The following is a 21881-nucleotide window of genomic DNA, read 5'->3' as shown; positions in this document are numbered from 1 at the left end:
GCGTCTAATTCTGCTCGGTCTTGCGGCCCATATTGGCCTTGCGGGCGTCGGCAATCACCTGCTCGAACTGATCGATGCTGAGCACGCCCGGCACGCGATACTTGCCGACAATGAATGACGGCGTGCCGTTGAAGCCGAACGCCTGCGCCTGCTCGTCGTTGCGCGCGAGGATCGCGTCGATCGCCTTGGCGTTGGCGTCGAGATCCTTCTTCAGCTTGTCCATGTCGAGGCCGGCGCCCGAGAGCAGTTCGGCAATGCGCGGCTCAGTGATGCGCGAATTGACCGAGATCATCGCCTCATGCGCAGTGTCGAACTTGCCCTGGTACTTCGCCGCCAGCGCCATCCGCGCCGCGACCTTGGAGACCGGCCCGAGGATCGGCCAGTCCTTCAGCACCAGGCGGACCTTGCCGTCGTCCTGCACTACCTGGCGGAGTTCCGGCGCGAGCTTGCGGCAATACGGGCAGTTGTAATCGAACCATTCGACGATCGTGATGTCGCCCTTGGCATTGCCGATCACGGGAATATCCGGATCGCGCAGCACCTGCTCCTCGGTCAGAACCTTGTCGTCCTCGGCGCGCGCGCCGCTCGCGGCCAGCAGCGCGATGCCGGCACCGATAAGGCCGAGCGCGTCGCGGCGGGTGGCGCCGGCATTGTCGAAGGGTGATTTCGTCAGATGGTTCATAGCTGGCTTCCGGAAGGGCTCCTCGCCCTTCTACGTTCAGGACACATTGATGTTACGCAGCAGCATATAGATCGCCACGACGATAATCACAGCCGCGAACACGATATTGAGCGCGCCGCGACGTTCCGACAGGTGCCGGGCGCTCCTCGTACCCAGGAGGCCGCCCGCGATGCCGCCGGCGACGAATAGCCCCGCAAGGCCCCATGACACCAGCCCTGACCACGCATAGCTCAGGGCCGTGGTCACGCCGAAGGCGGTGACCGCCACCAGCGAGGAACTGACCGCGTTCATGATCGGCATCCCGGTCGCCAGCATCAGGGCCGGCACGATCAAAAAGCCGCCGCCGATGCCGAAGAAGCCGGACATGGTTCCGGTGGCAAGCCCGAGACCGATGATCGCGGGCATGTTGGACATCGAGATCTTGACGTCGGTCAGCCCGACCCGCGCGCGGGTCTTCAGCATCAGGCCCGCGATGACAAGCATCACCACCGAAAACAGCGCCAGCAGCTTCTGCCCGTCCAGCATCTTGCCGAGGATCGAGCCGCCGAAGGCGCCGAACATGCCTGACAGCGCGAATACCAGCGCGCAGGACCATATCACCGTGCCGCCGCGGGCGTGGTTCGACAGGTTGATCGCAGCGTTAGCGGCGACCGCGATCGCCGAGGTGCCGATCGCGACATGCGGCTGGGGCACCCCGACCACATAGACCATCAGCGGCACGGCCAGGATCGATCCGCCGCCGCCGACCAGGCCAAGCGAAAAGCCGACCAGCATGCCCGATGCCAGCCCAAGCACGCTCTGGGTTGCGGAGAAGACCAAGGGGAACAGACTCGCGTTTGCGGCGGCGACCATAGAAGGATTTGCTGCCCAGTGCCATACCCATAGCACAAAACCGCCCCGTAACGGCAGTCAGCGCAGCAGATATGTCACGGCCAGGGGCACCAGCAGCGAGGTGACCAGCGCGTTCAGGCTCATCGCGATGCCGGCAAAGACGCCGGCGACCTCGTCGACCTGGAAGGCCCGCGCGGTGCCGATGCCATGGGCGGCGATGCCGGCGGCAAAGCCGCGGCCGCGGAAGTCGGTAATCCCTGCGAAGTTCATCAGCGGCGTGACGATGATCGCCCCCATGATGCCGGTGAGGATCACCGACACCGCGGTCAGCGAGGGATCGGCATGCAGGGATTCGCTGACGCCCATCGCGACGCCGGCCGTCACCGATTTCGGCGCCAGTGACAGGATGATCTCGCGCGGCAGGCCGAAGGCCCGCGCCAGCAGCACCACCGAGACGATCGCCGTCAGCGAGCCGACCGCGAGCGCAACCAGCATCGGCAGGACCGCCGCTGCAACCCGCGTGCGGTTCTCGTAGAGCGGCACCGCGAGCGCGACTGTCGCCGGCCCGAGCAGGAAGTGCACGAACTGCGCGCCGGCGAAGTAGGTGGTGTAGGAGGTGTTGGTCAGCAGCAGGAACAGGCCGATGATCCACAGCGAATGCAGCACCGGATTGGCGAGCGGATGCCGCCTGGTCTTCAGCGACACCGCATCGGTCGCGGCATAGGTCACGAGCGTCACCGTCAGCCAGAGCAGCGGCGACTGCGAGAGATAGACCCAGAGCGAGAACGGATTGTCGTTCACGGCGTCTCGTCCTCGCGCGAGAAGAGACTGCTCACCGCGACAAAGGTCGCGACCGTCGCCAGCAGCGTGACGATGACCGACACCGCGAGGATCACAAGGATCGCGATGCCGTGCTCGGCGAGCAGATCGAGCTTCTGCACCACGCCGACGCCGGCCGGAATGAACAGCAGCGAGAGATTGGCGAGCATGCCGCGGCTTGCGCTCTCGACGCCGTCATTGCCAAGCGGCCCGCGCGCCAGCGCCGGATAGCGGTCGCGCGCCAGCAGCAGCAACAGCAGGAGCACGAGACCAACCACCGGGCCCGGCACCGGCACCGCGAGCGCGCGCACGGCAACCTCACCGACGAGCTGACAAAGCAGGATCAGGCTGAGGCTGGCGATCATGACAAGGCGCTCACGCGAAACATCCGCCTATCAGGTCGCCGTGACGGAGGCTTGTCAATGCGCCGATCTCAAATGGATGCGCAGATGTTGGGCATGCCTGTCCTAAGCACGCGGGTCTCTGAGACCCGTCACCCTGAGGAGCGCGCAGCGCGCCTCGAAGGGTCGACGGCCACCAGCCGGGCCGTGCATGCTTCGAGACGCCGCTTCGCGGCTCCTCAGCATGACGGGGAAAGATTGTTCGTCCCGATGACCGCTTATGCCCGCCGCTGCAGCGCCATCAGTGTGCCGCTCATGGTCGCGACCAGCGTCTCAATGCCGTCCTGCACGGCATAGGCACGGCCGTCGCAGACGGTCAGCGTGCGGCCGGGCTTGACCACCACGCCGCGGAACACGAACCGCTCGCCACGTGCCGGCGCCAGCAGATTGGTCTTGAACTCGACGGTGAGGATGTCGGAGCCTTCGGGCATCAGCGTGAAGGCGGCAATGCCGCAGGCATTGTCGAGCCCCGCGGTGATGATTCCGGCATGCACGAAGCCGTTCTGCTGGCTGTACTCAGGCGCATAGGGCATCGCGAGATCGACTTCGCCCGGCTCGATCCGCGCGATCGAGATACCAAGCGTCTGCATCGCGCGCTGGCGCGCGAACGTCTCGCCTGCAATTGCGCGATAGTCGGGATTCTTCGGCTCGAAACGGGGCATGGCGGTCATGCGATCGCGGGTTCTGACGGGACGAGATGCGGCATCGCCGCGTAGCGGATCGCCGGCGCAAACGGCGCCGCCTTGCGCGCGGCACGGTCGATGTGCACGGCGGTGATCTCGCAGGTCGCGGCGATCTCGCCGGTCTCGGCGTTGCGCATCTCGTGCAGGATGCGGATCGACTTGTCGCGGAACTCGACCAGCCGGCTCTTGACCTCGACGAGATCGCCGGCGAGCAGTTCGCGCTTGTAGGCGATGTTCTGCTGCACGGCGGCCATGCCGCGGCCGGACTCGCGCAGATAGGTGGGCGTGAGGCCAAGCCGCGCAAACATATTCCAGCTCGCTTCGTCGAACTTGCCGACATACCACATAACGTTCATGTGGCCGATGTGGTCGCAGTGCCAGGGATAGACCGTGCCGCGGTAGGTCGCCTCGCCTTCCATTCTGGTTCTCCCCGATTGTGATACGGTAGCGTATCAAGCGCAAGGTGGGCTAGCAATACGGTACCGTATCAAGCACGATCCGGAAGAGTGCGCAGCGGTTTTCCGAAAAGATCGTGCTCAAACAAGAGACTAATGCGCGATGACCCGATCGCGCATTGGGATCCGCGGAGATCACATGACTGAGAGCAAGGGCGATGTCTGGGTCGCCGCCGGCTTTGCCGAACTCGCCCATAACGGCGTCGACGGCGTGCGGGTCGAGGTGCTGGCGAAGAATCTCGGCGTCACCAAGGGCGGCTTCTACCGCCGCTTCAGGGATCGCGCCGCGCTGCTCGAGGCCATGCTGACGCGCTGGCGCGATGGCCGCATCGCATCGATCGAGAAGCAGACTGCGCTCGACGGTGCGAGCGCGCGCGAACGGCTGAAGGCGATCATCACGCTCTATTCGGAGCGCATGAACACCGAGGCGATGGCAGTCGAGCTCGCGATCCGGCAATGGGCGCGCACCGACGAGGCCGCTGCGACCGCCGCCGCGAGTGTCGATGCGGCACGACTGAAGCAGGTCGGCCAGCTCTATCGCGCCACGGGGCTGCCGACTGAAGAGGCCGATGCGCAGGCCTTCCTGTTCTACTGCTTCATCTTCGGCCAGAGCCTGTTGTTTCTCGAGCGCGGCCCGCGCAAGCGCGCGCAACTGCTGGCGCAATCGGCAGACAAGCTGCTTGCGGAAGGCCAGTGAGCTTCGGCCAAAAGAAAGCGGCCGGCTTACGCCGGCCGCCTCCTCGAAAACGCATCGCAGAGAGGCTCAGGCGCCCTTCAGATGCTTGTTGCATTCGCTGTAATAGCCGCCGCCCTTCTGGATCCACTTCATGCCGCCATTGCCGCCGGTGGTCTTGTTGGCGTTGTACTGGTCGAGGCAGCTGTGCATGCGCTGCTTGCCCTCGGTTTCCTTGGCGTATTTGGGATCGACCGCGTTCGGAAACACGGCGGGCCCTGCCGGCGCCGCGGGTGCTGCCGCGGGAGCGGCTTCGCGCTTGGCTTCCTTCGGCGCGGCCGGAGCAGGCGCGGCGGCAGCGGGCGGCGGCGCGGCGGGCGCCGCGGCCGGGGTCGCGTCGGCGCCGCATTGCGCCTTGCGGAAATCATTCCACTTCTGGCCGTTGAGGGTGCCGGCCGTCTTGGCCGCCTGGTACTTGGCGCTGCATTCCTGCGCGGTCAGGGCCTGCGCCGGGGCGCTCGCCGCAAAGGCTGCAAAGCCCGACACCGCAATCACACACAACAATCTGGTCTGAATGGTCATCCCTGGTCTCCCGTCATCCCTGGTTGGGGGCATTGGCGTAAGACCATTATCCTAGCGCAACCCGGACTTGCGACAACGTGCGGGCGCGCCAGCGCATTAAAATATTGTGGCGGCAGGACCACTGCATGTTCATCCACGGTTCAGCATCGCCGCGCAACGTTTCGGCTCCTTTCCTCACGAGGTGCCCCATGATGAAGATTTCCTCCCTTGCGACCGTGACCGCCCTTGCCTCCGCGCTGCTGATCGGCGGTGCCTTCGCGCAGACCGCCGCGCCCGCTGCCAAGGACGCCGCTCCGAAGGCCGACGCCAAGATGGCCAAGGAAGCCAAGCCGCGTACCGCCGAATCGTTGGAATGCTCGAAGGAGGCCGACGCCAAGGGCCTGCACGGCAAGGAGCGCAAGAAATTCCGCTCCGAGTGCAAGAAGAACGCGTCGGGCGGCGGCGCCGCTGCGCCCGCGGGCACGAAGTAACACACACGCCGTGGCCACCCTCCCCTGGAGGGGGAGGGTCGGCACACGTTGAGCGCAGCGAAACGTGTGTCGGGGTGGGGTGATCTCTCAACACGGGCAGCTCCCGATAGGAGAGACCGTCCCCCCACCCCGCCGCTCATTTCATTTCGCGTCGACCCAAGAGCGCGCTTCGCTCGTCTCGTCCCCCTCCAGGCGAGGTTGAAGGAAGATTCCCCGGGAATTCGGGGCGCAATGCTGCAATCGCGAGATGCATTTGTCGCGTCCGCGCGAATTTGCCATAAGGCGGCGTGACCCTGATCCGCGCTTCGATGGCGTCAGCCATTCCCGACCGCAGCAAAGTTCTGAACGGGCTCGAGACTCTCGTCATCGGCGCCGGCGGCGGCCTGCTGTTTTTATGGGCGGGCTTGCCGGGCGGCCTGATCTCGGGGGCGATGTGCGCGGTCGGAATCGCCGCACTGGCCGGCCGGCCGCTCGCGGTGCCGCCGGTGCTGACACAATCCGTGCTGCTGCTGCTCGGTATCTCGCTGGGCTCGCTGATGTCACAGCAACTGCTGCAGCATATGAGCTCCTATCCCCTCACCATCGCCCTGTTGGCGCTGGCGACGTTCTGCTCGACCTTCGGCTCGAGCCTGTACCTCCAGCGCATCCATGGCTGGGACCAGACCTCGGCCTTCCTCGCCGGCAGCCCCGGCGCGCTCTCGCAGATCACGATCCTCGCCGCGGAGAAGGGCGCCGACGTCGCGGCGATCGCCGTGGTGCAGACCATGCGCGTCATCATTCTGACCGCAGCCCTGCCGCTGGTGCTGGCGCTGACCGGGGTGACGCATGCCGCGCCGCCGCCATTGCCGACGACCGTCGCCTCGCCGTTCGGCCTGATCGCCCTGGTCGCCGGGTCGATCGGCGTCTCGTTGCTGCTGCGCTGGATCAAGTTTCCCGCCAGCTGGATGTTCGGTGCGATGCTCGCCTCCAGCCTGCTGCATGGCTCGGGCCTGGTCGATGGCGGCCTGCCGCCCTGGCTCCGCAATATCGCGCTGGTCGGCATCGGCGCCATTATCGGCACCCGCTTCGCGCGGATGAAGACCTCGACGCTGCTCAGCCATGTCAATGCCGGGCTCGGCTCGTTTGCGATCGCCATCCTGATCTCGGCCGTGTTCGTCGCGGTGATCGCCTTCACCACCCACGTGCGGCTCGCCGACGTCGTGGTCGCCTTCGCGCCCGGTGCGATGGACGCGATGCTGGCGCTGGCCCTGACGCTGCACATCGACCCGATCTTCGTCGGCGCGCATCACCTGTCGCGGTTCTTGTTCGTCACCATCTCGACGCCGGGCATCATCCATCTGTTCGGACGGCCGCAGGACGACGTCGACGATTAGCTCGAAAGCGTAGGATGGGTAGAGCGCAGCGAAACCCATCACTTTCGTCGTGGATTGAGATGGTGGGTTTCGCTTCGCTCTACCCACCCTACGCAGTACGGGCTCAAGCTTTCGCGGCCCGCATCACGCCCCAGCCGGCGATCGCGGCCATCAAGAGCGAGATCAACACGTTGTAACCGGCGAGCGAGATGCCGAGGAAGCGCCACTGCACCTCGTCGCAACGGACCACCTTGACCTTGTCGAGTTGATCCAGCAGCGAGCCGGCCTTGCCGAAATCCACCATCGGGCCGCTGCAATCGGTCGGCCCCTGCCAGAAGCCCCATTCGACGCCGGCGTGATAGGCGCCGAGCCCGGCATTGGCGAGCGCGGCGAGGCCAAGGATCGCAAGCCCCGCGAGCAGCACCGGGCGCGCCGTGCCGCGGGCGGCCGCCAGCGCCACCACGGCGCCGAGCGGGACCGCAAGATAATAGGCATAGCGCTGCTCGAGGCAGAGCGGACAGGGCATGATCTCCAGCACGAGCTGGAAGAACCAGGCACCGGCCAGCGTCACTGCTGCGATCACGGCGATCGCCAGAGCCGAGGTCAGCGCCGGATTGCCGGTCGCGGAAGCATCCGACGGATGGGCGGTGGCGGTCGTCACGGCGGTCCTCCTGCGAGCATCCATTCGGCAAGGTCAGGCCCTGCCCCATGCTCGCTCCGGGTCGTATCGCGTGGAAATACCGCTGTCGAGGCGCGGGACAATCACATCCGCGCGGGTTGACCGCGACGGGCCGGCCGCTATAGTCCGCCGCGCTTCGCGACCTCAGGCCCTTCCGGGCCTGGATCATCGTGAATGCCCCTGTGGCGGAACTGGTAGACGCGCTCGACTCAAAATCGAGTTCCGCAAGGAGTGCTGGTTCGATTCCGGCCAGGGGCACCATCTAGGCTGTTCGGGCCCGTTCCAAAACGTCCCCAACCGTTCGCGCAGTGCTCGGAAACCCTTGAAAAATAGGCACTTCCGCGTACATTCTAGTTCGTCACCGTTTGTTCTCCTCCGATCCCAGCCGCCCGATTTGCTGGTATTTTTGCTGGCATCGTGTTGGTCTCGGGAGAACAAACGTTCACGGCGACTTTCGCTTTTCCGAATGAAGGAATTGAGCAGATGGCCGGCAAGAACGACGGCGCGTGCGCCAATCCCAAGCAGATCAAGACCGACCTCGACTGCCGCGCCGCCCGACCGAAATTCGACAATGGCGCGTGGAGTCCCGCCAAGATTTCCGACGTGACCGGCGGCTGGCTCTATCTCTTCGTCACGCCGGACGTGAGCAGGCCCGGCAACGCTGCCTCCAAGCTCTGGCGGATGGACTACCGTTTCCACGGCCGCCAGAAAACCTACTCCATCGGCCCCTACGGCAACGGGAGGGATGGCACGTTCTCGCTCGCAGACGCGCGGCGCGAGCGCGACAAGGCCAAAGACCTGCTCAAGGAAGGCAAAGACCCGAGCATCGAGAAGCAGCTCGAAAAGCACAGGCAGGCCGCCGCCCGGCCTTTCGCGCAATGGGCCGATGAGTGGCTCGCCAAGAAGAAGGTGGAGAAAGTCAAGCGCGGCAGGATCGTCGCAGTGCGCGACCCCAAGACCGTCGAGGTGCTCGAGCTGCGCGTCGGCTACGTCAAGGCTCGCTTCGGCAAGCTGTGCAGGCAGGAAATCAAGCGTCCCGACGTGCTCGCCTTCATGCGTTCATATGAAGCAGAGGGAAGGCTGGAAACCCGGGACCGAGTGCGGAGCATCTGTGAGCAAATCTGCGACTATGCCGACGTCGAAGGCGACGGCTACAATCCATTCCGCAACCTGAATGGACAGATGATTGCCAACATTTCGACGCCACGTCCCGGCGTCACCGAACCACGCGACGTGACGCGCGTCTTCAAGCTCATCAGCACACCGTGGACGAGAGCGAGGTTTGGTGACGTTGTTGGCCTTGCCTTGCGCTTCGATGCGCTGACCATTCCGCGCCCCGGCATGGTCAATGAAATGGAGTGGAGCGAAGTCGATTGGGATACAGAACGCTGGACTGTTCCAGCCGCCAAGATGAAGACCGGTTGGGACCATGTCGTGCCTTTGTCACGGCAGGCACTCGCAATCCTGCGCAGCGTTCAGAAGCTGACCGGCCATCGCCGGTACGCGTTTTCCTGCTCGAAGGACGCCCCGCTATCAAACAACACGCTCAACAAGCGCTTGCGGCTGCTTGGCATTGACACCAAGACTGATCATTGTGCCCACGGATTCCGGACCACGTTCTCGACGCTATCTCATCACGAAGAGATCAAGGATGCCAAGGCATGGGATGGCGATGTCGTCGAGCTGCAGCTCGCGCATCTCGATAACTCTACTGTCGAAGGTCTCTACAAGAAGCACGGACCGCTCGCGTTGATCGGCTCGCGCACGAAGCTGATGCAGCATTGGGCTGATCGGATCGACCAGTGGCTCGATCCCAAGAAGGTGATGCCGATCAAGGGAGGCGCGCAGGCTTGAGCCGCCCATCATCAGGCCTGGTTAATGTGGCCCAATTCAACCCGTGGCAAGCTCATCTGATAATCGTCGACGCTTGTGCATCTCGTGCTGGAAGCGGATCGATTTGTCGCTGATCTCGACGAGCACGCTCCTGCTCGACAGTGTCGCCGGGGGGAATTGGCACCTGGCAGATTCTGATAACCCAACAGCGGCCAGTTGCGCGACCGGCAACTCCGCGCCGGCTATGGTATAATGGCCTATGAACAAGCGATTCAAAGGTAAGACCTGCGTGTATTGCGGCGCGGCGCCGTCGACGACTACTCGCGATCATGTCTTCGCGCGCGAGTTTTTCATCAACGTGCGCCGCGGGAACCTTCCGAAGGTTCCCGCCTGCGAAGGGCTGCAACCACGAAAAAAGCAAGCTCGAGCACTACCTGACCGCGGTGCTGCCGTTCGCTGGCCGGCATACCGATTCTGCTCAGAATCTTTCGATCCTGGTCGAGCCTTGGCTTGGCCAAGCGAAGCGGGTTTATCGCTCCTGGCTAGCGCCGTGAAAGGCGCAAAAGGCGGCCTTGGGCGAATCCAGCACATAGATCGCCTGAAAATATTGTCCCCACGTCTGGCGGCCAATGCTCTCGATCGCGGGCCTGACGACTTCGCCAAAATCAAAATCGATGGTGTCGATCTGGCAGCCTCGCGCGAAAATCAAAAGACCGCATGCTTCGTAACCGGGCTTGAGCTTGTTCCTGAGCGCGTCGGATATGGCGGAACGCCATGCCCTTAGGTCCTCGTCGGGCCCGCGCGCACAGGGGCCCGACACAAGGCCACCACGGTACGAGTAACCGACCGTGTTGAACTGGCGCATCTCAAGATGATGAACCTGGCCGGGCGGCATGTCTCCGGCGGCGGTCCAGACCGGATAGGCCATCGTACATTGGAGCGCGATGATTTCCCCCGAGGACGTGACCGTAAAATCCGCAGCCGCGTCGGGCGTCCATCGAAACATATCCTCGTCGGCCAGCCCCGCGTGGTCGGCAAACATCGTCAGTGGAAAGAACTCTTCGTTCCAGCTCTTGGCCCAGGGAATGTCCGAGCGTAACTGTGTGCGAAGCTTGGCCGACAGCGCTGGGTCGCGTTGCCGCTGTTGCAGGGTCGCGGCGGCCGTGCGCCTCAGCTCTGCAATCGTGTACGGCTGGGCGGGCAGAAATGGCGCGGGAAGCGTCCCGTTCGCTGTGCGGTCCTGACTCATGCGACCCACCGCGAGGACCAGTCCGTCAACCGCCGGGTGGCGCAATCACATCCTTGTTCGGGCGACGTTCGGAGCCAGCGAAGGCCAGGTCGGTAGAAGTTGGCGATCAACATGGGACCATCCTCAACGAGGCCCTCGCGGCCTAGATGAACGAAGCGCAGAAACTGCGCGGCCAGCAGCACGCCGGCCGCCACGGATACGAATCCGACCGACATCATAGGCTCGCCGGCGGCAAACCGGTTCAAGTCCTGTTCCGACAATTGCCCGCAGCGGGGATCGCGCAGGTGCTCTTCCGCCTTGACCGGATCGACGCCGAGCTCGACGAACAGTTGGGCACGCGCTTCAGGGGTCATGGGCCGCAACTCTTCGAGCCGCTTTTTGACAAGCTCGTTGCGCTCGACGACCGGGTTATAGCATTTGAGGCAGAGCTGATCGCCGGCCATGTCGTAGGCGATCGCCTTGGCGGTAAGGCCGTGTGTGCTGCCGCCAATAATGAGTTCGGGCCAGAGGTTCTGGATCGCGTGCCGCGCGGCGTTGTCGTCGACGCAGGACAGGATGACGCGGTAGCGAAAGTGGGCTTCGAGCGCATCGAGTTCGGAGCGGTTGGGGGGGCGGTTGCGCCGCGTCACATAATCCTGCCATGTGCCGGCGTGAGGATATTGCGTGAAGCCCCGCCCAGCGAGAAACGCCGTCAGGAACGGCGCCTTTGGCTCCCGGTCATCGTCTAGCGTTGCGAGCGCATAGCGGTTGTCGTTGGAGAGATCGAGCGGGTCGTGGTCGACGCCGGTCGCGTGCCCCGTCACGCCGGGCAAGCCTCCGATCGACAAGGCCGCGGCCTGGGCAACGGCACCGGCGCCGGCAAGATAGAACGGCGGAAAATCGAGCCGCTCGATGGCCGGATCGGGATCGAGCTCCACCCAGGACGCCGCGGTCCTCGTGGTCCATAGTGACAGGCATAGATCGTGGCCCTCACCGATGAATTGCCCTTTGCCGGGCTTCATGCCGCGCAGATGCTTGAAGACTTCTCCGGCGGCAAAGCATGCGCCCATATAGGGACCGAAGGTGAGTTCCGAACGCGGCAGATCCGCCGCCGCAAACGCGTCGCCGAGGAAAAGACGCCAGCCGTCGGCAAAGAGCACGAGCCGCAGCGCGGCGCGCGGTGCGCCGGAAGGGCGGCCGATGAAAATCTCGATCGGATGCGGCTCGACCGCGCTGCCATGGTCGTGCACCGAGACGTGCTTACCTGCAACCAGGCGTATGCAATTGGCGATAGTCTCCTTGAGCGTCGGCGCCTCCCCGAAAGCGGCGACGCTAGGGCGAAGCGCCACCTGCGAGGGAATGTCGAGCGTGATGCCGGTCACGAGCTTGAACTGCCGAGAAAGCAGATTCGCCAGCATCCAGACCGTGTCCTGGCCCGCCTTGGTCTCGGCGACGGCCGGGTCGATCGCCACCAGCACGCAGGCGCGGCGCGCCGACTCAGGTGTTGCGAGCGCGCCTTGCGGGTCTGGCCGGAAGTGGCGGTCGGCCAGTTGATCAAGATCAGCTGTCATGTGCGCAGGTCGATGAAGGCCGGCTTCGGACCGGAGATGACCTGCATCGCCGCCGCGACGCCTGCCGCATCGAGCAGGGTCCATTTGGCGCGCAGGAAGGCGTGAACGCCGATTTCCTGGGGAATCGGTACCGGCCATAGCCGCCAGAGCCACCCGCGGAAGCACCACATTCCCGGAAGGGCGCCGTAGGTGGGGTAGACCAGCGAGAGGGCGCGCCGGCTGTTGGCCATCTCGTCGTCATAGCCGGAATGCCTGACGTCGGTACCCGGATGCGAGTGAATCTGCGCGAGGTTGGTCCATCCGCGCTGCCGCGCGACGTCGGCGACGCCCACCATGGCGTCTGCCTCGACGTGATAGTTGCCGGGCTGGTTGCGTTGGCGCGGGACGACGATCGCCATGACCGTCGCTTTGCCGCTCGGATTCCGCGAACCGAGCCAGAAGCAGCAGCTTTCGACGCCGGTCATCGATTGCAGAAAGGCAGAGGTCATGCGGATGGCGTCCGCCGGGACCGCGAGGCCGGCTCGAACAATGGCATTCTTCATGAAAATCGCCCCGCGTAATAGGGCGGCACCAGCGCCCGCTTGATGGCCGCGATGGTCGCGGCGAAGGTCTGCTTCTCGCCGTTCCATACGAGATGGGGCTCGACCGAGTGGTTGACCTTGTAGAATTCAAGCGTCAGCGAGCAGCATATGAGCTGACCTCGATTGGTGTAGTCGGTGTGAAAGGCAATCTCCTGATGGCCGTTCGACTGGGGCACCCACTTGGCGTCCTGGCCCACGCGATATTCCAAGGTGAGCGGATTGACGAACTGCGCGCCCGGCGGCCAGGCGGGGTAATGATCAAAATAAAGCTGCAGCAGGTAAAGGTCCTTGCGCCCGGCCGCAGTCGTGCCGAACATGGGCACCTGCAGGGTCAAGTCATCGGGCTTCGCCCAGCCGAGATCGTCGAGCGTTCGTCCGCGCAGGACGCGCTCGAGATGGTCGGCGAAAGCCTGCTGCCCTCGCGCGATGTCCTGCACCGGCGCGTTGCCATGGATCGACATCACGCCCCGCCCGTCGGTCCGACGATCTGGAACTTGAACGCGTGGACGATCTTGCGCTCCCTCAGTTCACGCAACGTCAGGCCGAGATAGGGCATCAGGTCGGCGCCGCCTGGCGTCTGCAAGCGATCGGTCGGTTTGCGCGGCTCGCCGAGCAGCGTCACCGCCTCGTCCCAGGCCGCGTTGAGCGTAGTCGCGAGCGAGGTCCGGAAATCGACGGTCTCGACCGCGTTGATGTCCTCGAACTCGACCTTCACCTCGTCGGGCCGCGCCTCAGCGCTGTGGAAGTGGTCGTCCTGTTGCAGATGCAGGGGCGTGCCGTCGTTCGGGACCGGCGTGTCTTCGCGGTCGCCCTCGACTTCCCGGAAGAGCTCGTGGTGCGGCTGCACCTGGCCCAGCGTGTAAAGCGCCGCGCCCGTGGTCGGGGTCGGCGAGCGGTAGGGGTGCTGGTCGATGTGAACGCGCACCTCGTGGTCGGCACTCGAATCCATATCTTGTTCCTTTTCGGGCCCGCAACGCGAGCGTCACGCTACATTTATGAGGCATTGCTAAATATGTCAAGCAAATCAATAGCGCTGCTTGACAGGCCAAGCCTCAACGCTAAAATGGACTATGAATCAATAAGATAAGAGGATGCCATGCCGGAGGGCAGCAACCGCCCGCATCAAAAGCCAACGCTAGGAGAGCATCTCGCAGCCCTACGCAACGCCGCCGGACTGACCTTGCGCCAGGTGGAGGAGGCGACGGACAAGGAAGTCTCGAACGCGTATTTGAGCCAGCTCGAAAAGGATAAAATAAGCAAACCTTCGCCCAACATTTTGTACGCGCTGTCCGAGGTCTACAGCACCTCCTACGAAGACCTTATGGAGCGGGCGGGTTATTTGCCTGCACATTCAGAAGCATCGGGACGCAGGCAAGCTCGCGCCGCTACGTTTGCGATCGAAAACCTGACGCCGGAGGAAGAAAAGGCACTTATTGCCTATCTCGGTTTCATCCGGCAGCAAAAGAAGCAGAAGTGAGCAGGCCCGACGATTCCTACCTGACCCCTGAGCAACTCGCGAACGTCCGGCGCCACGCCGACCGTCTTCTACGAGACGCCGCCGCGCTCGGACGATTTCCAACCCCTATCGACGACATCCTCGCGGCCGCGAAAGTGACGGTCGTCGACGACGAGATTCTCAACGAAAGCTTCATGAAACGCCTCGCGGCCAAGGCAGCGGCGGGGCTGGCCACGATCAAATCCGCGCTGAGCAAGGTGCTGGGCCTGTTCGAAGCCAATGACCGCCTTGTGGTTATCGACAAGGATGTGCCGCGCCCCCGGATTGCCTTCGTCAAGCTCCATGAAACCGGCCATGGCTCGATGCCGCATCAAACGAGGCTGTACGCCTTGATGCAGGACTGCGAGAAGACCCTGGACCCCGAGATCACGGACCTGTTCGAGCGCGAGGCCAACGTGTTCGCCTCGGAGGCCATGTTCCAGGGCGAGGTGTTTGCCAAGCACGCCCACGACCGTGAATTCGGAGTCAAGACGGCGATGGCGCTCGCGAAGCAGTTCGGCGGGTCGAACTACGCCACGTTCCGCCGCTATGTGACGACGAACCCGCACGCCTGCTGTTTGATTGTTCTGGAGCCAGCATCGTCCGACGGCGCTGGTGGTTTCAGGGCAAATGTTCGCCGCGTGGTTGCATCGATCTCATTCGATAGGATCTATGACAGCGCGGCGCTGGCGCTGCCGGTAACGGGCCAGCATGCCCTCCGCTCCCTCGTGCCCCGCGGCAAGCAGCGCATGATCGCGCCGCGCGGCGTTCAATTGACGGACCGTAACGGCGAACCGCGGGAATGTATTGGCGAAGCATTCCACACGGGCCATCAGACGCTGGTCTTGTTGCGCGACCATCGCCCGGTCAACACGACGACGGTTATCATGCCCGGCATGCAAGAGTTTCGCGCAACTCTTGGCAAAATCGCCAAACCTTCCTAGCTGACCGCTAAGGCCGGCGCGGTCATCGCGTGCACGATCGGTGTCAATTGTGGGCCGAGCGTCAAGCCGGAGTTGTGAGTCTTTGTGTCCTCAGCACCGCCATTGCCGCCAACGCTTCGAGTTCAGCGGCAAACGGCGATTTTCTTTCGTCCTTCAACCCTTGAGTTATGCTGTGCCGGAACTTTGCCCCTTCAAGACCTAACCGGGAGCGAACAACGGTGGAAGTACCGACACCTTCCCATGCACGGCGCGTTACGCGCGAAGAACTGTACCGGATGGTTTGGCTTAAGCCGATTATTCGGCTTGCCGAGGAATTCGGGATCACAGGAAACGGTCTCGCCAAGGTCTGCGACAAGCTGGACGTGCCTTATCCTCCACGAGGCCACTGGGCCAAGAAGGAAGCCGGAAAGCCGGTCGTCACCTTGAAACTTCCATTCCTGAGGGATGAGATCCCGAAGGCGATCGACATCCACCCTACGCAGCCCAAGCCAGCGGCTGACCCGGCAGCAGAAAGGGCTGCGGCAGCAGTGGTTGCCTCCAGGACCCAGCGGATCTCATAAATTTGGGACTCGCAAATTACGATAACTTCGCTATGGTTGTTGCATACTGCAATACAATCTTAGGGAGTTCGCATGCCTCCCAAACCTAAAATTTCAGTGGCTTTTTTTGGCGGCGCACGAATTTCGGTCGGCGGGCGCGAGCTAAAGCATTTCCATACAGCTCGTGCTCAAAAACTACTCTATTTCCTAATCTTGAATAGAGGGCGCTTCTTCCGAAGGGAGTATCTGGTCGAGCTATTTTGGCCAGATCGTGACTTAACTCAAGGTCAGGGTTCGCTTCGTACCGAGTTGTGGCGCATCCGCACAATATTTGGCAGCGCTCATGAAGATGCCAAGGCAATATTTGCAGAGACAGGATCGGGACTAAGTTTCGTACCCGCACTGGAATGCTTGGTCGATTTCGAGCAATTCGATGTCATTTTGAGCAACGAGACAGCGGACAAATTCGAGCGTCTTCAAAAGGCGACTTCATTGTACAGCGGTGACTTGCTGGAAGGCATCGACGCAGATTGGTGTATCTATCATCGCGAGCTTTACAGGACGCGTTATCTGTCTGTCCTGGAGGAGATGATTGACATCAACGCAGCTGAGAAGCGTTACCGTGAAGCCATCGAGCTTGGGATTCGATTCTTGATCTACGATCCCTTCGCCGAGCACATCCATGTCAAATTGATGGAGTGTTACACCGCGACGGGTAATCGTGCCGCAGCGGTGCGACAATATGATACTTATAGGCGGACGCTTGCCACAACATTCAACATCTCACCAATGCCCGAGACAACTGCATTGGCTGAACGGATTGCTAAGCAGCAGACTCGTACCGGGAAGCCTTTTAACAGGACCAGTTTTCGAGTTGCGTTAGATCAGGAAATGATCTCACGCGCGCTCAGCGCTATGCGCCAGGATATTGCGCGAGCGACATCGCACTTTGAAGCGCGCCTGGCTCAATTGGCAGGGCCGTCCCAAGAGAAAAACCGAGCGCCCAACGACCCTAGCCGCCTCAGTAAATGAACTCAACGTGAGATTGTTCTCGCGCGGAGATGACCACTTTCGTCTCTCGGTACCCTAGCCGCCCATGCCACGCTCGAAGGCGGTACGTCCCGGCTGGTACATTGTCGATGTGAAAGACACCGCGGTCGTCCACCACGGCATAGTAGGGATTGCGAGCAACAAAGATCCAGGCATACATAAAATCATGAACACCGCATTCGATCTTCACGGCGTTTCCGCGAGTAGCGCCTATCACGGTCGAGATCGGATCGGCGTCGCGATCCTGTACTGCATTGAGGATTTGACGCCGCGCTGACTGGATAACCTCGTAGATCCGGGCGCTGTGCATGACTGGATCGAGGTTACGCAGTTCGAGATTTCCGCCATCGCGGACAATTTGCAGCTGCGGCTCGAAACTGCAATGAGTCTGTCGCAAGGCTACCGTGTCTTCTGCCGCTGAAAATGGCTTACCCGATCCAATGCGGTCGATAAAAACCACGGCATCCAAAAGCCGGCCGTCCTTGACGCGTACCCACTCTATGTGCCGCGGTTCCTTGCCGCACGCGGCGAAGTCTTTGTTGACAGGGAATTCCTCTGTTTCTCCCTCGCCCGACGGCCGCAGCACCTCGCCAACAATGCTGCCAGCATCGGCAAGCTCAACTGCTTGATATACCCCTTCGGGGACTCCGGCTTGGGACCTCACCAACAAGAGACCACCTGACAATCCGACCAGGAATCCTCCCGCTATGACGCGCAACAACTGCTGACGGGCCCGCCTTGACATAGCCATTACGCCTAGTCGTCAACCGGTCGCGCCGGATAGGAGGGAAGCCTTGGCTTTGTGACCCGGACTTCATCGCCGCTTAGCGACTCTAGGAAATCAACGAGGTCGGCTATCTCGCTGTCCGAGAGGTTCAGCCTCGACATTTTGACATCCTTGTTGTCGTTGAAGGGATTGACATCACCGCCGCCGTTATAGAACTCGACCACCTGACGCAAGTCGGCCAAGGAGCCGTTATGCATGTATGGTGCGGTGTACTTGGTGTAGCGAAGCGGGGCCGTTCGGAACTTTCCCAGGTCTTCCCGGCGCTTGCTGAATAGAAACAACCCTGCGTCGTCACTTAGCCCCGCCTTAGCCTCACCTAGTTCAGCCTGCATGAAGTTGAAACTGATGCGGGCAAGTGTGTCGGTCCGCCAACGCGTGCTTGCGGGAACACCGGTGTTGTGGAATTGCTCGTCTGTAAGAAGCGGCCCATGGTGGCAGCGCGCGCAACCCGCTTTGCCCTTGAAGAGGGAGAATCCCCTGACCTGACTCTCATCCAAAGCCGTTCTGTCGCCGCGTAGGAAGCGATCGAACGGCGTGTCGGTTTGTGTCAGTGTCCGTTCGAAGGCAGCGATCGCGCGCCAGACGTCATCGCTCTTCGGTATCTCGCCGCCGAACGCGCGGGCAAAACGTTCGCGATATTCGGGGATGGCCGCAAGGCGCAATTCGACGAGACCTGGCGTGCCATGCATCTCAATGGCACCCATACCAGCGGCCTTCGCCTGCGCTTCTAGCGTCGGAGCATGCCCTGTCCAGAAAAACCGACGCAAAAATACTGCGTTAACGATGGTCGGGCTGTTTCTCCAGTTCGCAGTCCCCGGATACCCGCGTGAAAGCTCGTCAGCGAAGGACCAACCTTGCTCAGGATCGTGGCACGAGGCGCACGAAATCGAAGCGTCGCCAGACAGGCGCGTATCAAAAAACAGCATCTTTCCTAATTCGATTTGTTCGACGTTGCGAGCATCGACAGGCGGTGCCTGACGATCTTGGAGCGGTGCAAAAAGCGGATCGACGTCGGAGAGTTCGGAGTTCAACGGCCTCGCATCCACCAAGACTCCGCCGCAAAGTGTAAGCAAACCCGTGACGCCGATTGAAAAGAAACGTCGGAGCAATACGCCGCGACGATTCATGGAGTTTACTCCTTCCTAGTCCATTCGTCCGAAGAAGCAGACAACTTGCTGCTGTAATCCTTCAGGTCACTCAGGAAATTCTTGATCGTGCGGTCGTGGCCCATCGCAAAGCGCGATACAAATCGGAACAAGGCAGGCTTTACGAAACCGTCTTCGACGATGTTAATCCGCGACTGCCCCTGATCCGGGTCGATGGTGATTCTCCATTGTCCGCCGAACGGCAGGTTGGTATCCGCGATCCGACGCACAAGAACGTTCGGTGGATCGCTGTGCATCGTCTCGAACGTCATGGCTTCACCCTTTTTGGAGGTCTCGCGCACAACGTTTGGAGAGATCTCCTCTGCACTTGCAAGATCAGTTCGCCACTTTGTCGCTTGGCTTGGATCAGCGATAAGTTTCCATAGGTGATCCGGACTGAGCGGTACGACGGCATCAACCTCTGCGCGGTGCTCCTTCGGCAACGCCGCACCAATACCGAATACCGCAGCAATCAGCAGGACCAGAATTGCGACAACAACAAAGGCTATCGTCATTTGCTCACCATCATTTCCGCTGTTTGACAGGAATCACGAACTTCATGCCGGTCAACCGGTCCGATACACGCGCGACCTTCGTATCGACAAGGCCATTCGCCTTTCCAGTTGCGATAAGGTGCTCGGCTTTCAGGTCGGAGCGGCCCTTCGGGAATATGATCCAGACAGCGCCGTTCGACTTGATCGTATCTGTCAAACCTTCTAGCAAATTGAGGTCGCCGGGTTGCTCCACGCCAACAAACACCCAGTCGTGGTCTTTGCCACCTTTCCTTGCTGATATTTTTGCGCCGACCTTCTTCAACTCGTCGATGAGTTCTGCATCCCGGCGACCAATGGCTACAATGGATGCGCCGGCTTTCACGCCGAGTTTTTGAACTAAGCTTTTAGGATTCTGAATGCGATCCGCCCATCGCTCGGCGACCGCGCCAAGTTCGAACTCGTATTGGGTCTTGCCAATGCTGACAAACAACACGCCTTTGCTGGCCTTGACCTTCACATCTTTCGTCGCGACGTCTAGTTTTTCAGTTGGCGAGCGGAAATACAGTCGCTCCGTCTCGAGTTGGAGGCGCCCTTCGGCCTTGCGGCCGCCAACTACCACCTTGCACTTTATTTCCTGGCCCATCGTAACAAATACCGGTTTGACTTCCCACAACTCAAGTTCGACCGAGCGCAATTCCCACCGCAAGCGAACGGCGCACGCCTGAGAAGGCATGAACAGTCGACTGACGTTGGCATATTGCCGCTTCGGAGGGAGATCGGGCTTCAACAAGTTTGACGGAATGCGGATCCCCGCCAAGCCCCTTGCTGCTCAGTTTCGCCAGGGCTTCCTTGAGCACCCAATGCCGCTTCGGACCTATTCTGGCGGCGAGTTCGATTTCAGACTTATGAAAGTAGTCGCCGGACAGTCGTACCCGCGAAGTCCGATCTTCGATGTCGATACCACACGGAGCTTGCCCAGGAACTGCCAGCGCCACGGCCCACTCACGCGTATGCGAAATTGAGACCTCAGTGACAGGTCCCATCATTCCACGCACGACCGGCTTTCCACTTTCTGACCGCGCCACCTCGATGTTGCACAACGCAATGTTGTCGGTCGACAACCGCGCGATAGCAAGTTTCGCGGCAAGACGACCGCCGATAAATTCGAGTCGGCGCCGATCGGTTTGCAGACGCTGCCAGAGAGCAACCTCGCAACCGGTTAGCATCTGAGGCGTCCGGCCAATGCTGAAGACGATCCGGAGCCTTTTCAGCGAAACCAGGACCAGCGCCCCGACCGGACACTGAACTAGGGTATCAACGTTCTGGTCGGTCTCGTGCTTCACTACGTGGCCCTACTCAGAATGGCCGTCGAGTGGATTCCGGAAAATCCGTTGCTCAATTTTGCGAGATGCCTGATGCGCCGCTTGCGCCCACGATTGGGAACATAATCGAGATAGCAGTCCGGGTCGGGATGATCGAGGTTGATCGTGGGAAACACGAACTGCTCATGAATACTGAGGGCACAAGCCACAAGTTCGATAGCGTTCGACGCGCCGAGGGCATGTCCGACCATCGCCTTCAGCGAATTAACTGATACGTTTTCAGCTTGATCGCCAAGCACAGCCGCGATGGAGCTAGTCTCGCACACGTCATTTTGCTTGGTAGAACTGCCATGTGCATTGACGCAATCGATCTCGCAGGCTCTTATTCCGGCATCAAGAATAGCCTGTTCGAAGCAACGAGCCAACGCTTTACCGTCCGACGGCAGGTCCGTCATGTGGAAGCCGTTGCTCAGCGAGCTAAAGCCGCTTGCTTCGGCGTAAATCTTAGCGCCCCGCCTGAGCGCATGCTCGTATTCCTCCAACACGAGAACTCCGGCGCCCTCGCCGAGTACGAAGCCGTCGCGAGTGCGGTCAAACGGACGCGAGGCGCGAGTGACATCATGGTCGCGTTTGGACAATGCACCAAGCGCATCGAATGCCGCGAAAACGATGGGGGTCAAAGGAGCGTCTGCGGCGCCGCAGACCGCCACATCAACCCTATTATTCCGAACTAGATCGAACGCAATGCCGAATGAATCGATTCCCGCTGTGCAACCGGTCGAGACCACGATCGTCGGCCCCTCGCAGCGAGATGAGCGCGCCCATTCCGCGGCGGTCGCATGAAAATGCATTGTATTGAATAGATGGGTGTCGGCCTTAGTGAAGTCGAACGCTCCGCGCTCGTCAATACTGACGAAACTGCGTTCCATGCCGGCGGTATCCCCGACGGCCGTACCGAACACGAGACCGCTGCTTACGTCCTGCAGGCTCGCGAGCCCAGCGTCATCAAGAGCTTGGCGAAAGGCAATGGTGCCGAGCCGCTCGACTCGCGCGCCAGAACCCTTTGGCTGAGCGAGCCAATGCTCCGATATGCCTGCCGCCGACCGGGTTCGAAGGCCCGGAAGAATCTGCAGAATCGATGCAGGAATCTCGGTCACACCATTGTTGCCGGCTTTGACAGCCGACCAGAACGATTCCGTACCGACACCTACCGGCGATACGACGCCAAGACCGGTCACCGCCACCCTGCGCGACATTGTCTTCCC

Annotated in this window: 27 protein-coding genes and 1 tRNA gene; 9 read left to right on the top strand and 19 right to left on the bottom strand. The window is 61.7% G+C overall.

Annotation, left to right across the window (positions count from 1 at the left end):
• Positions 1–4: 4 nt before the first annotated feature.
• From AKN84_RS04345 to AKN84_RS04320, 6 genes are all read right to left on the bottom strand, one after another.
• Positions 5–682 (bottom strand): DsbA family protein, encoded by a 678-nt coding sequence (locus AKN84_RS04345; RefSeq protein WP_050419527.1) that lies wholly within the window; start codon positions 680–682, stop codon positions 5–7.
• Positions 683–718: 36 nt separating this feature from the next.
• Positions 719–1456, bottom strand: coding sequence for a sulfite exporter TauE/SafE family protein (locus AKN84_RS04340; RefSeq protein ID WP_128970436.1), 738 nt, complete (start codon positions 1454–1456; stop codon positions 719–721).
• A 135-nt stretch (positions 1457–1591) separates the two neighbouring features.
• On the bottom strand, positions 1592–2314 hold the full coding sequence (locus AKN84_RS04335) for an LrgB family protein (protein ID WP_050419525.1): 723 nt from the start codon (positions 2312–2314) through the stop codon (positions 1592–1594).
• Positions 2311–2697 carry a CidA/LrgA family protein gene (locus AKN84_RS04330; protein WP_050419524.1) on the bottom strand — a complete coding sequence of 129 codons (387 nt, stop codon included), beginning with the start codon at positions 2695–2697 and terminating at the stop codon, positions 2311–2313. The genes AKN84_RS04335 and AKN84_RS04330 overlap by 4 nt, the downstream gene beginning before the upstream one ends.
• A gap of 254 nt (positions 2698–2951) precedes the next feature.
• Positions 2952–3395, bottom strand: coding sequence for a PaaI family thioesterase (locus tag AKN84_RS04325; RefSeq protein ID WP_050419607.1), 444 nt, complete (start codon positions 3393–3395; stop codon positions 2952–2954).
• Positions 3396–3400: 5 nt separating this feature from the next.
• Positions 3401–3835: an acyl-CoA thioesterase gene (locus tag AKN84_RS04320; protein WP_050419523.1), complete on the bottom strand. Its 435-nt coding sequence runs from the start codon at positions 3833–3835 to the stop codon at positions 3401–3403.
• Positions 3836–4010: 175 nt separating this feature from the next.
• Here AKN84_RS04320 and AKN84_RS04315 point away from each other — a divergent pair, with 175 nt between their 5' ends.
• Entirely contained in the window at positions 4011–4568 is a 558-nt protein-coding gene (locus AKN84_RS04315) for a TetR/AcrR family transcriptional regulator (RefSeq protein ID WP_050419522.1), read from the top strand.
• Between the two features lie 66 nt (positions 4569–4634).
• Here AKN84_RS04315 and AKN84_RS04310 read toward each other — a convergent pair whose 3' ends face one another.
• Positions 4635–5126 carry a hypothetical protein gene (locus AKN84_RS04310; protein WP_050419521.1) on the bottom strand — a complete coding sequence of 164 codons (492 nt, stop codon included), beginning with the start codon at positions 5124–5126 and terminating at the stop codon, positions 4635–4637.
• Between the two features lie 188 nt (positions 5127–5314).
• Between AKN84_RS04310 and AKN84_RS04305 the strand changes: the two genes are divergently transcribed.
• Both AKN84_RS04305 and AKN84_RS04300 read left to right on the top strand, forming a co-directional pair.
• A complete protein-coding gene (locus AKN84_RS04305; RefSeq protein ID WP_050419520.1) occupies positions 5315–5596 on the top strand; it encodes a PsiF family protein in 282 nt (93 codons plus the stop codon).
• 287 nt (positions 5597–5883) lie between these two features.
• Positions 5884–6969 (top strand): AbrB family transcriptional regulator, encoded by a 1086-nt coding sequence (locus AKN84_RS04300; protein WP_128970424.1) that lies wholly within the window; start codon positions 5884–5886, stop codon positions 6967–6969.
• A 103-nt stretch (positions 6970–7072) separates the two neighbouring features.
• Here AKN84_RS04300 and AKN84_RS04295 read toward each other — a convergent pair whose 3' ends face one another.
• Positions 7073–7633, bottom strand: coding sequence for a disulfide bond formation protein B (locus tag AKN84_RS04295; RefSeq protein ID WP_050419519.1), 561 nt, complete (start codon positions 7631–7633; stop codon positions 7073–7075).
• A 170-nt stretch (positions 7634–7803) separates the two neighbouring features.
• On the opposite strand from AKN84_RS04295, the gene AKN84_RS04290 reads away from it, so the two are divergent.
• Positions 7804–7888: transfer RNA gene (locus AKN84_RS04290), tRNA-Leu, on the top strand.
• Between the two features lie 222 nt (positions 7889–8110).
• Entirely contained in the window at positions 8111–9481 is a 1371-nt protein-coding gene (locus AKN84_RS04285; protein ID WP_050419518.1) for a tyrosine-type recombinase/integrase, read from the top strand.
• 508 nt (positions 9482–9989) lie between these two features.
• Here the strand turns inward: AKN84_RS04285 and AKN84_RS04280 are convergent.
• The 5 genes from AKN84_RS04280 to AKN84_RS04260 all read right to left on the bottom strand — a co-directional run bounded on the left by AKN84_RS04280 (position 9990) and on the right by AKN84_RS04260 (position 13789).
• Entirely contained in the window at positions 9990–10709 is a 720-nt protein-coding gene (locus AKN84_RS04280; protein ID WP_128970422.1) for a hypothetical protein, read from the bottom strand.
• Positions 10706–12166: a ubiquitin-activating E1 family protein gene (locus AKN84_RS04275; RefSeq protein ID WP_157863245.1), complete on the bottom strand. Its 1461-nt coding sequence runs from the start codon at positions 12164–12166 to the stop codon at positions 10706–10708. Before AKN84_RS04275 ends, AKN84_RS04280 begins: the two co-directional genes overlap by 4 nt.
• A gap of 89 nt (positions 12167–12255) precedes the next feature.
• Positions 12256–12801 carry a Mov34/MPN/PAD-1 family protein gene (locus AKN84_RS04270; RefSeq protein ID WP_050419515.1) on the bottom strand — a complete coding sequence of 182 codons (546 nt, stop codon included), beginning with the start codon at positions 12799–12801 and terminating at the stop codon, positions 12256–12258.
• The gene (locus AKN84_RS04265; protein WP_128970419.1) at positions 12798–13277 is read right to left on the bottom strand and encodes a hypothetical protein; all 480 of its coding nucleotides are present in this window, start codon (positions 13275–13277) and stop codon (positions 12798–12800) included. The genes AKN84_RS04270 and AKN84_RS04265 overlap by 4 nt, the downstream gene beginning before the upstream one ends.
• A gap of 23 nt (positions 13278–13300) precedes the next feature.
• Complete coding sequence (locus AKN84_RS04260) at positions 13301–13789, bottom strand: hypothetical protein (protein WP_050419513.1); 489 nt, start codon at positions 13787–13789, stop codon at positions 13301–13303.
• A 147-nt stretch (positions 13790–13936) separates the two neighbouring features.
• On the opposite strand from AKN84_RS04260, the gene AKN84_RS04255 reads away from it, so the two are divergent.
• The 4 genes from AKN84_RS04255 to AKN84_RS04240 all read left to right on the top strand — a co-directional run bounded on the left by AKN84_RS04255 (position 13937) and on the right by AKN84_RS04240 (position 16850).
• Entirely contained in the window at positions 13937–14317 is a 381-nt protein-coding gene (locus tag AKN84_RS04255) for a helix-turn-helix domain-containing protein (protein ID WP_050419512.1), read from the top strand.
• On the top strand, positions 14314–15279 hold the full coding sequence (locus AKN84_RS04250) for an ImmA/IrrE family metallo-endopeptidase (RefSeq protein ID WP_050419511.1): 966 nt from the start codon (positions 14314–14316) through the stop codon (positions 15277–15279). The genes AKN84_RS04255 and AKN84_RS04250 overlap by 4 nt, the downstream gene beginning before the upstream one ends.
• Before the next feature lie 218 nt (positions 15280–15497).
• Positions 15498–15839: a hypothetical protein gene (locus AKN84_RS04245; protein ID WP_128970418.1), complete on the top strand. Its 342-nt coding sequence runs from the start codon at positions 15498–15500 to the stop codon at positions 15837–15839.
• Positions 15840–15911: 72 nt separating this feature from the next.
• Complete coding sequence (locus AKN84_RS04240) at positions 15912–16850, top strand: AfsR/SARP family transcriptional regulator (protein ID WP_128970417.1); 939 nt, start codon at positions 15912–15914, stop codon at positions 16848–16850.
• Here the strand turns inward: AKN84_RS04240 and AKN84_RS04235 are convergent.
• The 6 genes from AKN84_RS04235 to AKN84_RS04210 are packed head-to-tail and all read right to left on the bottom strand — an operon-like array spanning position 16840 to position 21872.
• Positions 16840–17613: a hypothetical protein gene (locus tag AKN84_RS04235; RefSeq protein WP_050419508.1), complete on the bottom strand. Its 774-nt coding sequence runs from the start codon at positions 17611–17613 to the stop codon at positions 16840–16842. The two genes, AKN84_RS04240 and AKN84_RS04235, sit on opposite strands and share 11 nt — an antisense overlap.
• Before the next feature lie 11 nt (positions 17614–17624).
• Complete coding sequence (locus AKN84_RS04230) at positions 17625–18782, bottom strand: cytochrome-c peroxidase (RefSeq protein ID WP_128970415.1); 1158 nt, start codon at positions 18780–18782, stop codon at positions 17625–17627.
• A 5-nt stretch (positions 18783–18787) separates the two neighbouring features.
• Positions 18788–19315, bottom strand: a complete 528-nt coding sequence (locus tag AKN84_RS04225) for an SRPBCC family protein (RefSeq protein WP_050419506.1) — start codon at positions 19313–19315, stop codon at positions 18788–18790.
• Positions 19316–19325: 10 nt separating this feature from the next.
• The gene (locus AKN84_RS04220) at positions 19326–19988 is read right to left on the bottom strand and encodes a DUF3052 family protein (protein WP_157863244.1); all 663 of its coding nucleotides are present in this window, start codon (positions 19986–19988) and stop codon (positions 19326–19328) included.
• On the bottom strand, positions 19969–20637 hold the full coding sequence (locus AKN84_RS04215; protein ID WP_050419504.1) for a 4'-phosphopantetheinyl transferase family protein: 669 nt from the start codon (positions 20635–20637) through the stop codon (positions 19969–19971). Before AKN84_RS04215 ends, AKN84_RS04220 begins: the two co-directional genes overlap by 20 nt.
• Entirely contained in the window at positions 20637–21872 is a 1236-nt protein-coding gene (locus tag AKN84_RS04210) for a beta-ketoacyl-[acyl-carrier-protein] synthase family protein (RefSeq protein ID WP_050419503.1), read from the bottom strand. Before AKN84_RS04210 ends, AKN84_RS04215 begins: the two co-directional genes overlap by 1 nt.
• Positions 21873–21881: the final 9 nt, after the last annotated feature.

It is taken from the genome of Bradyrhizobium tropiciagri, assembly GCF_001189845.1.
Lineage (GTDB): Bacteria > Pseudomonadota > Alphaproteobacteria > Rhizobiales > Xanthobacteraceae > Bradyrhizobium > Bradyrhizobium tropiciagri.
This window is presented reverse-complemented; position numbering and strand designations above follow the sequence as displayed.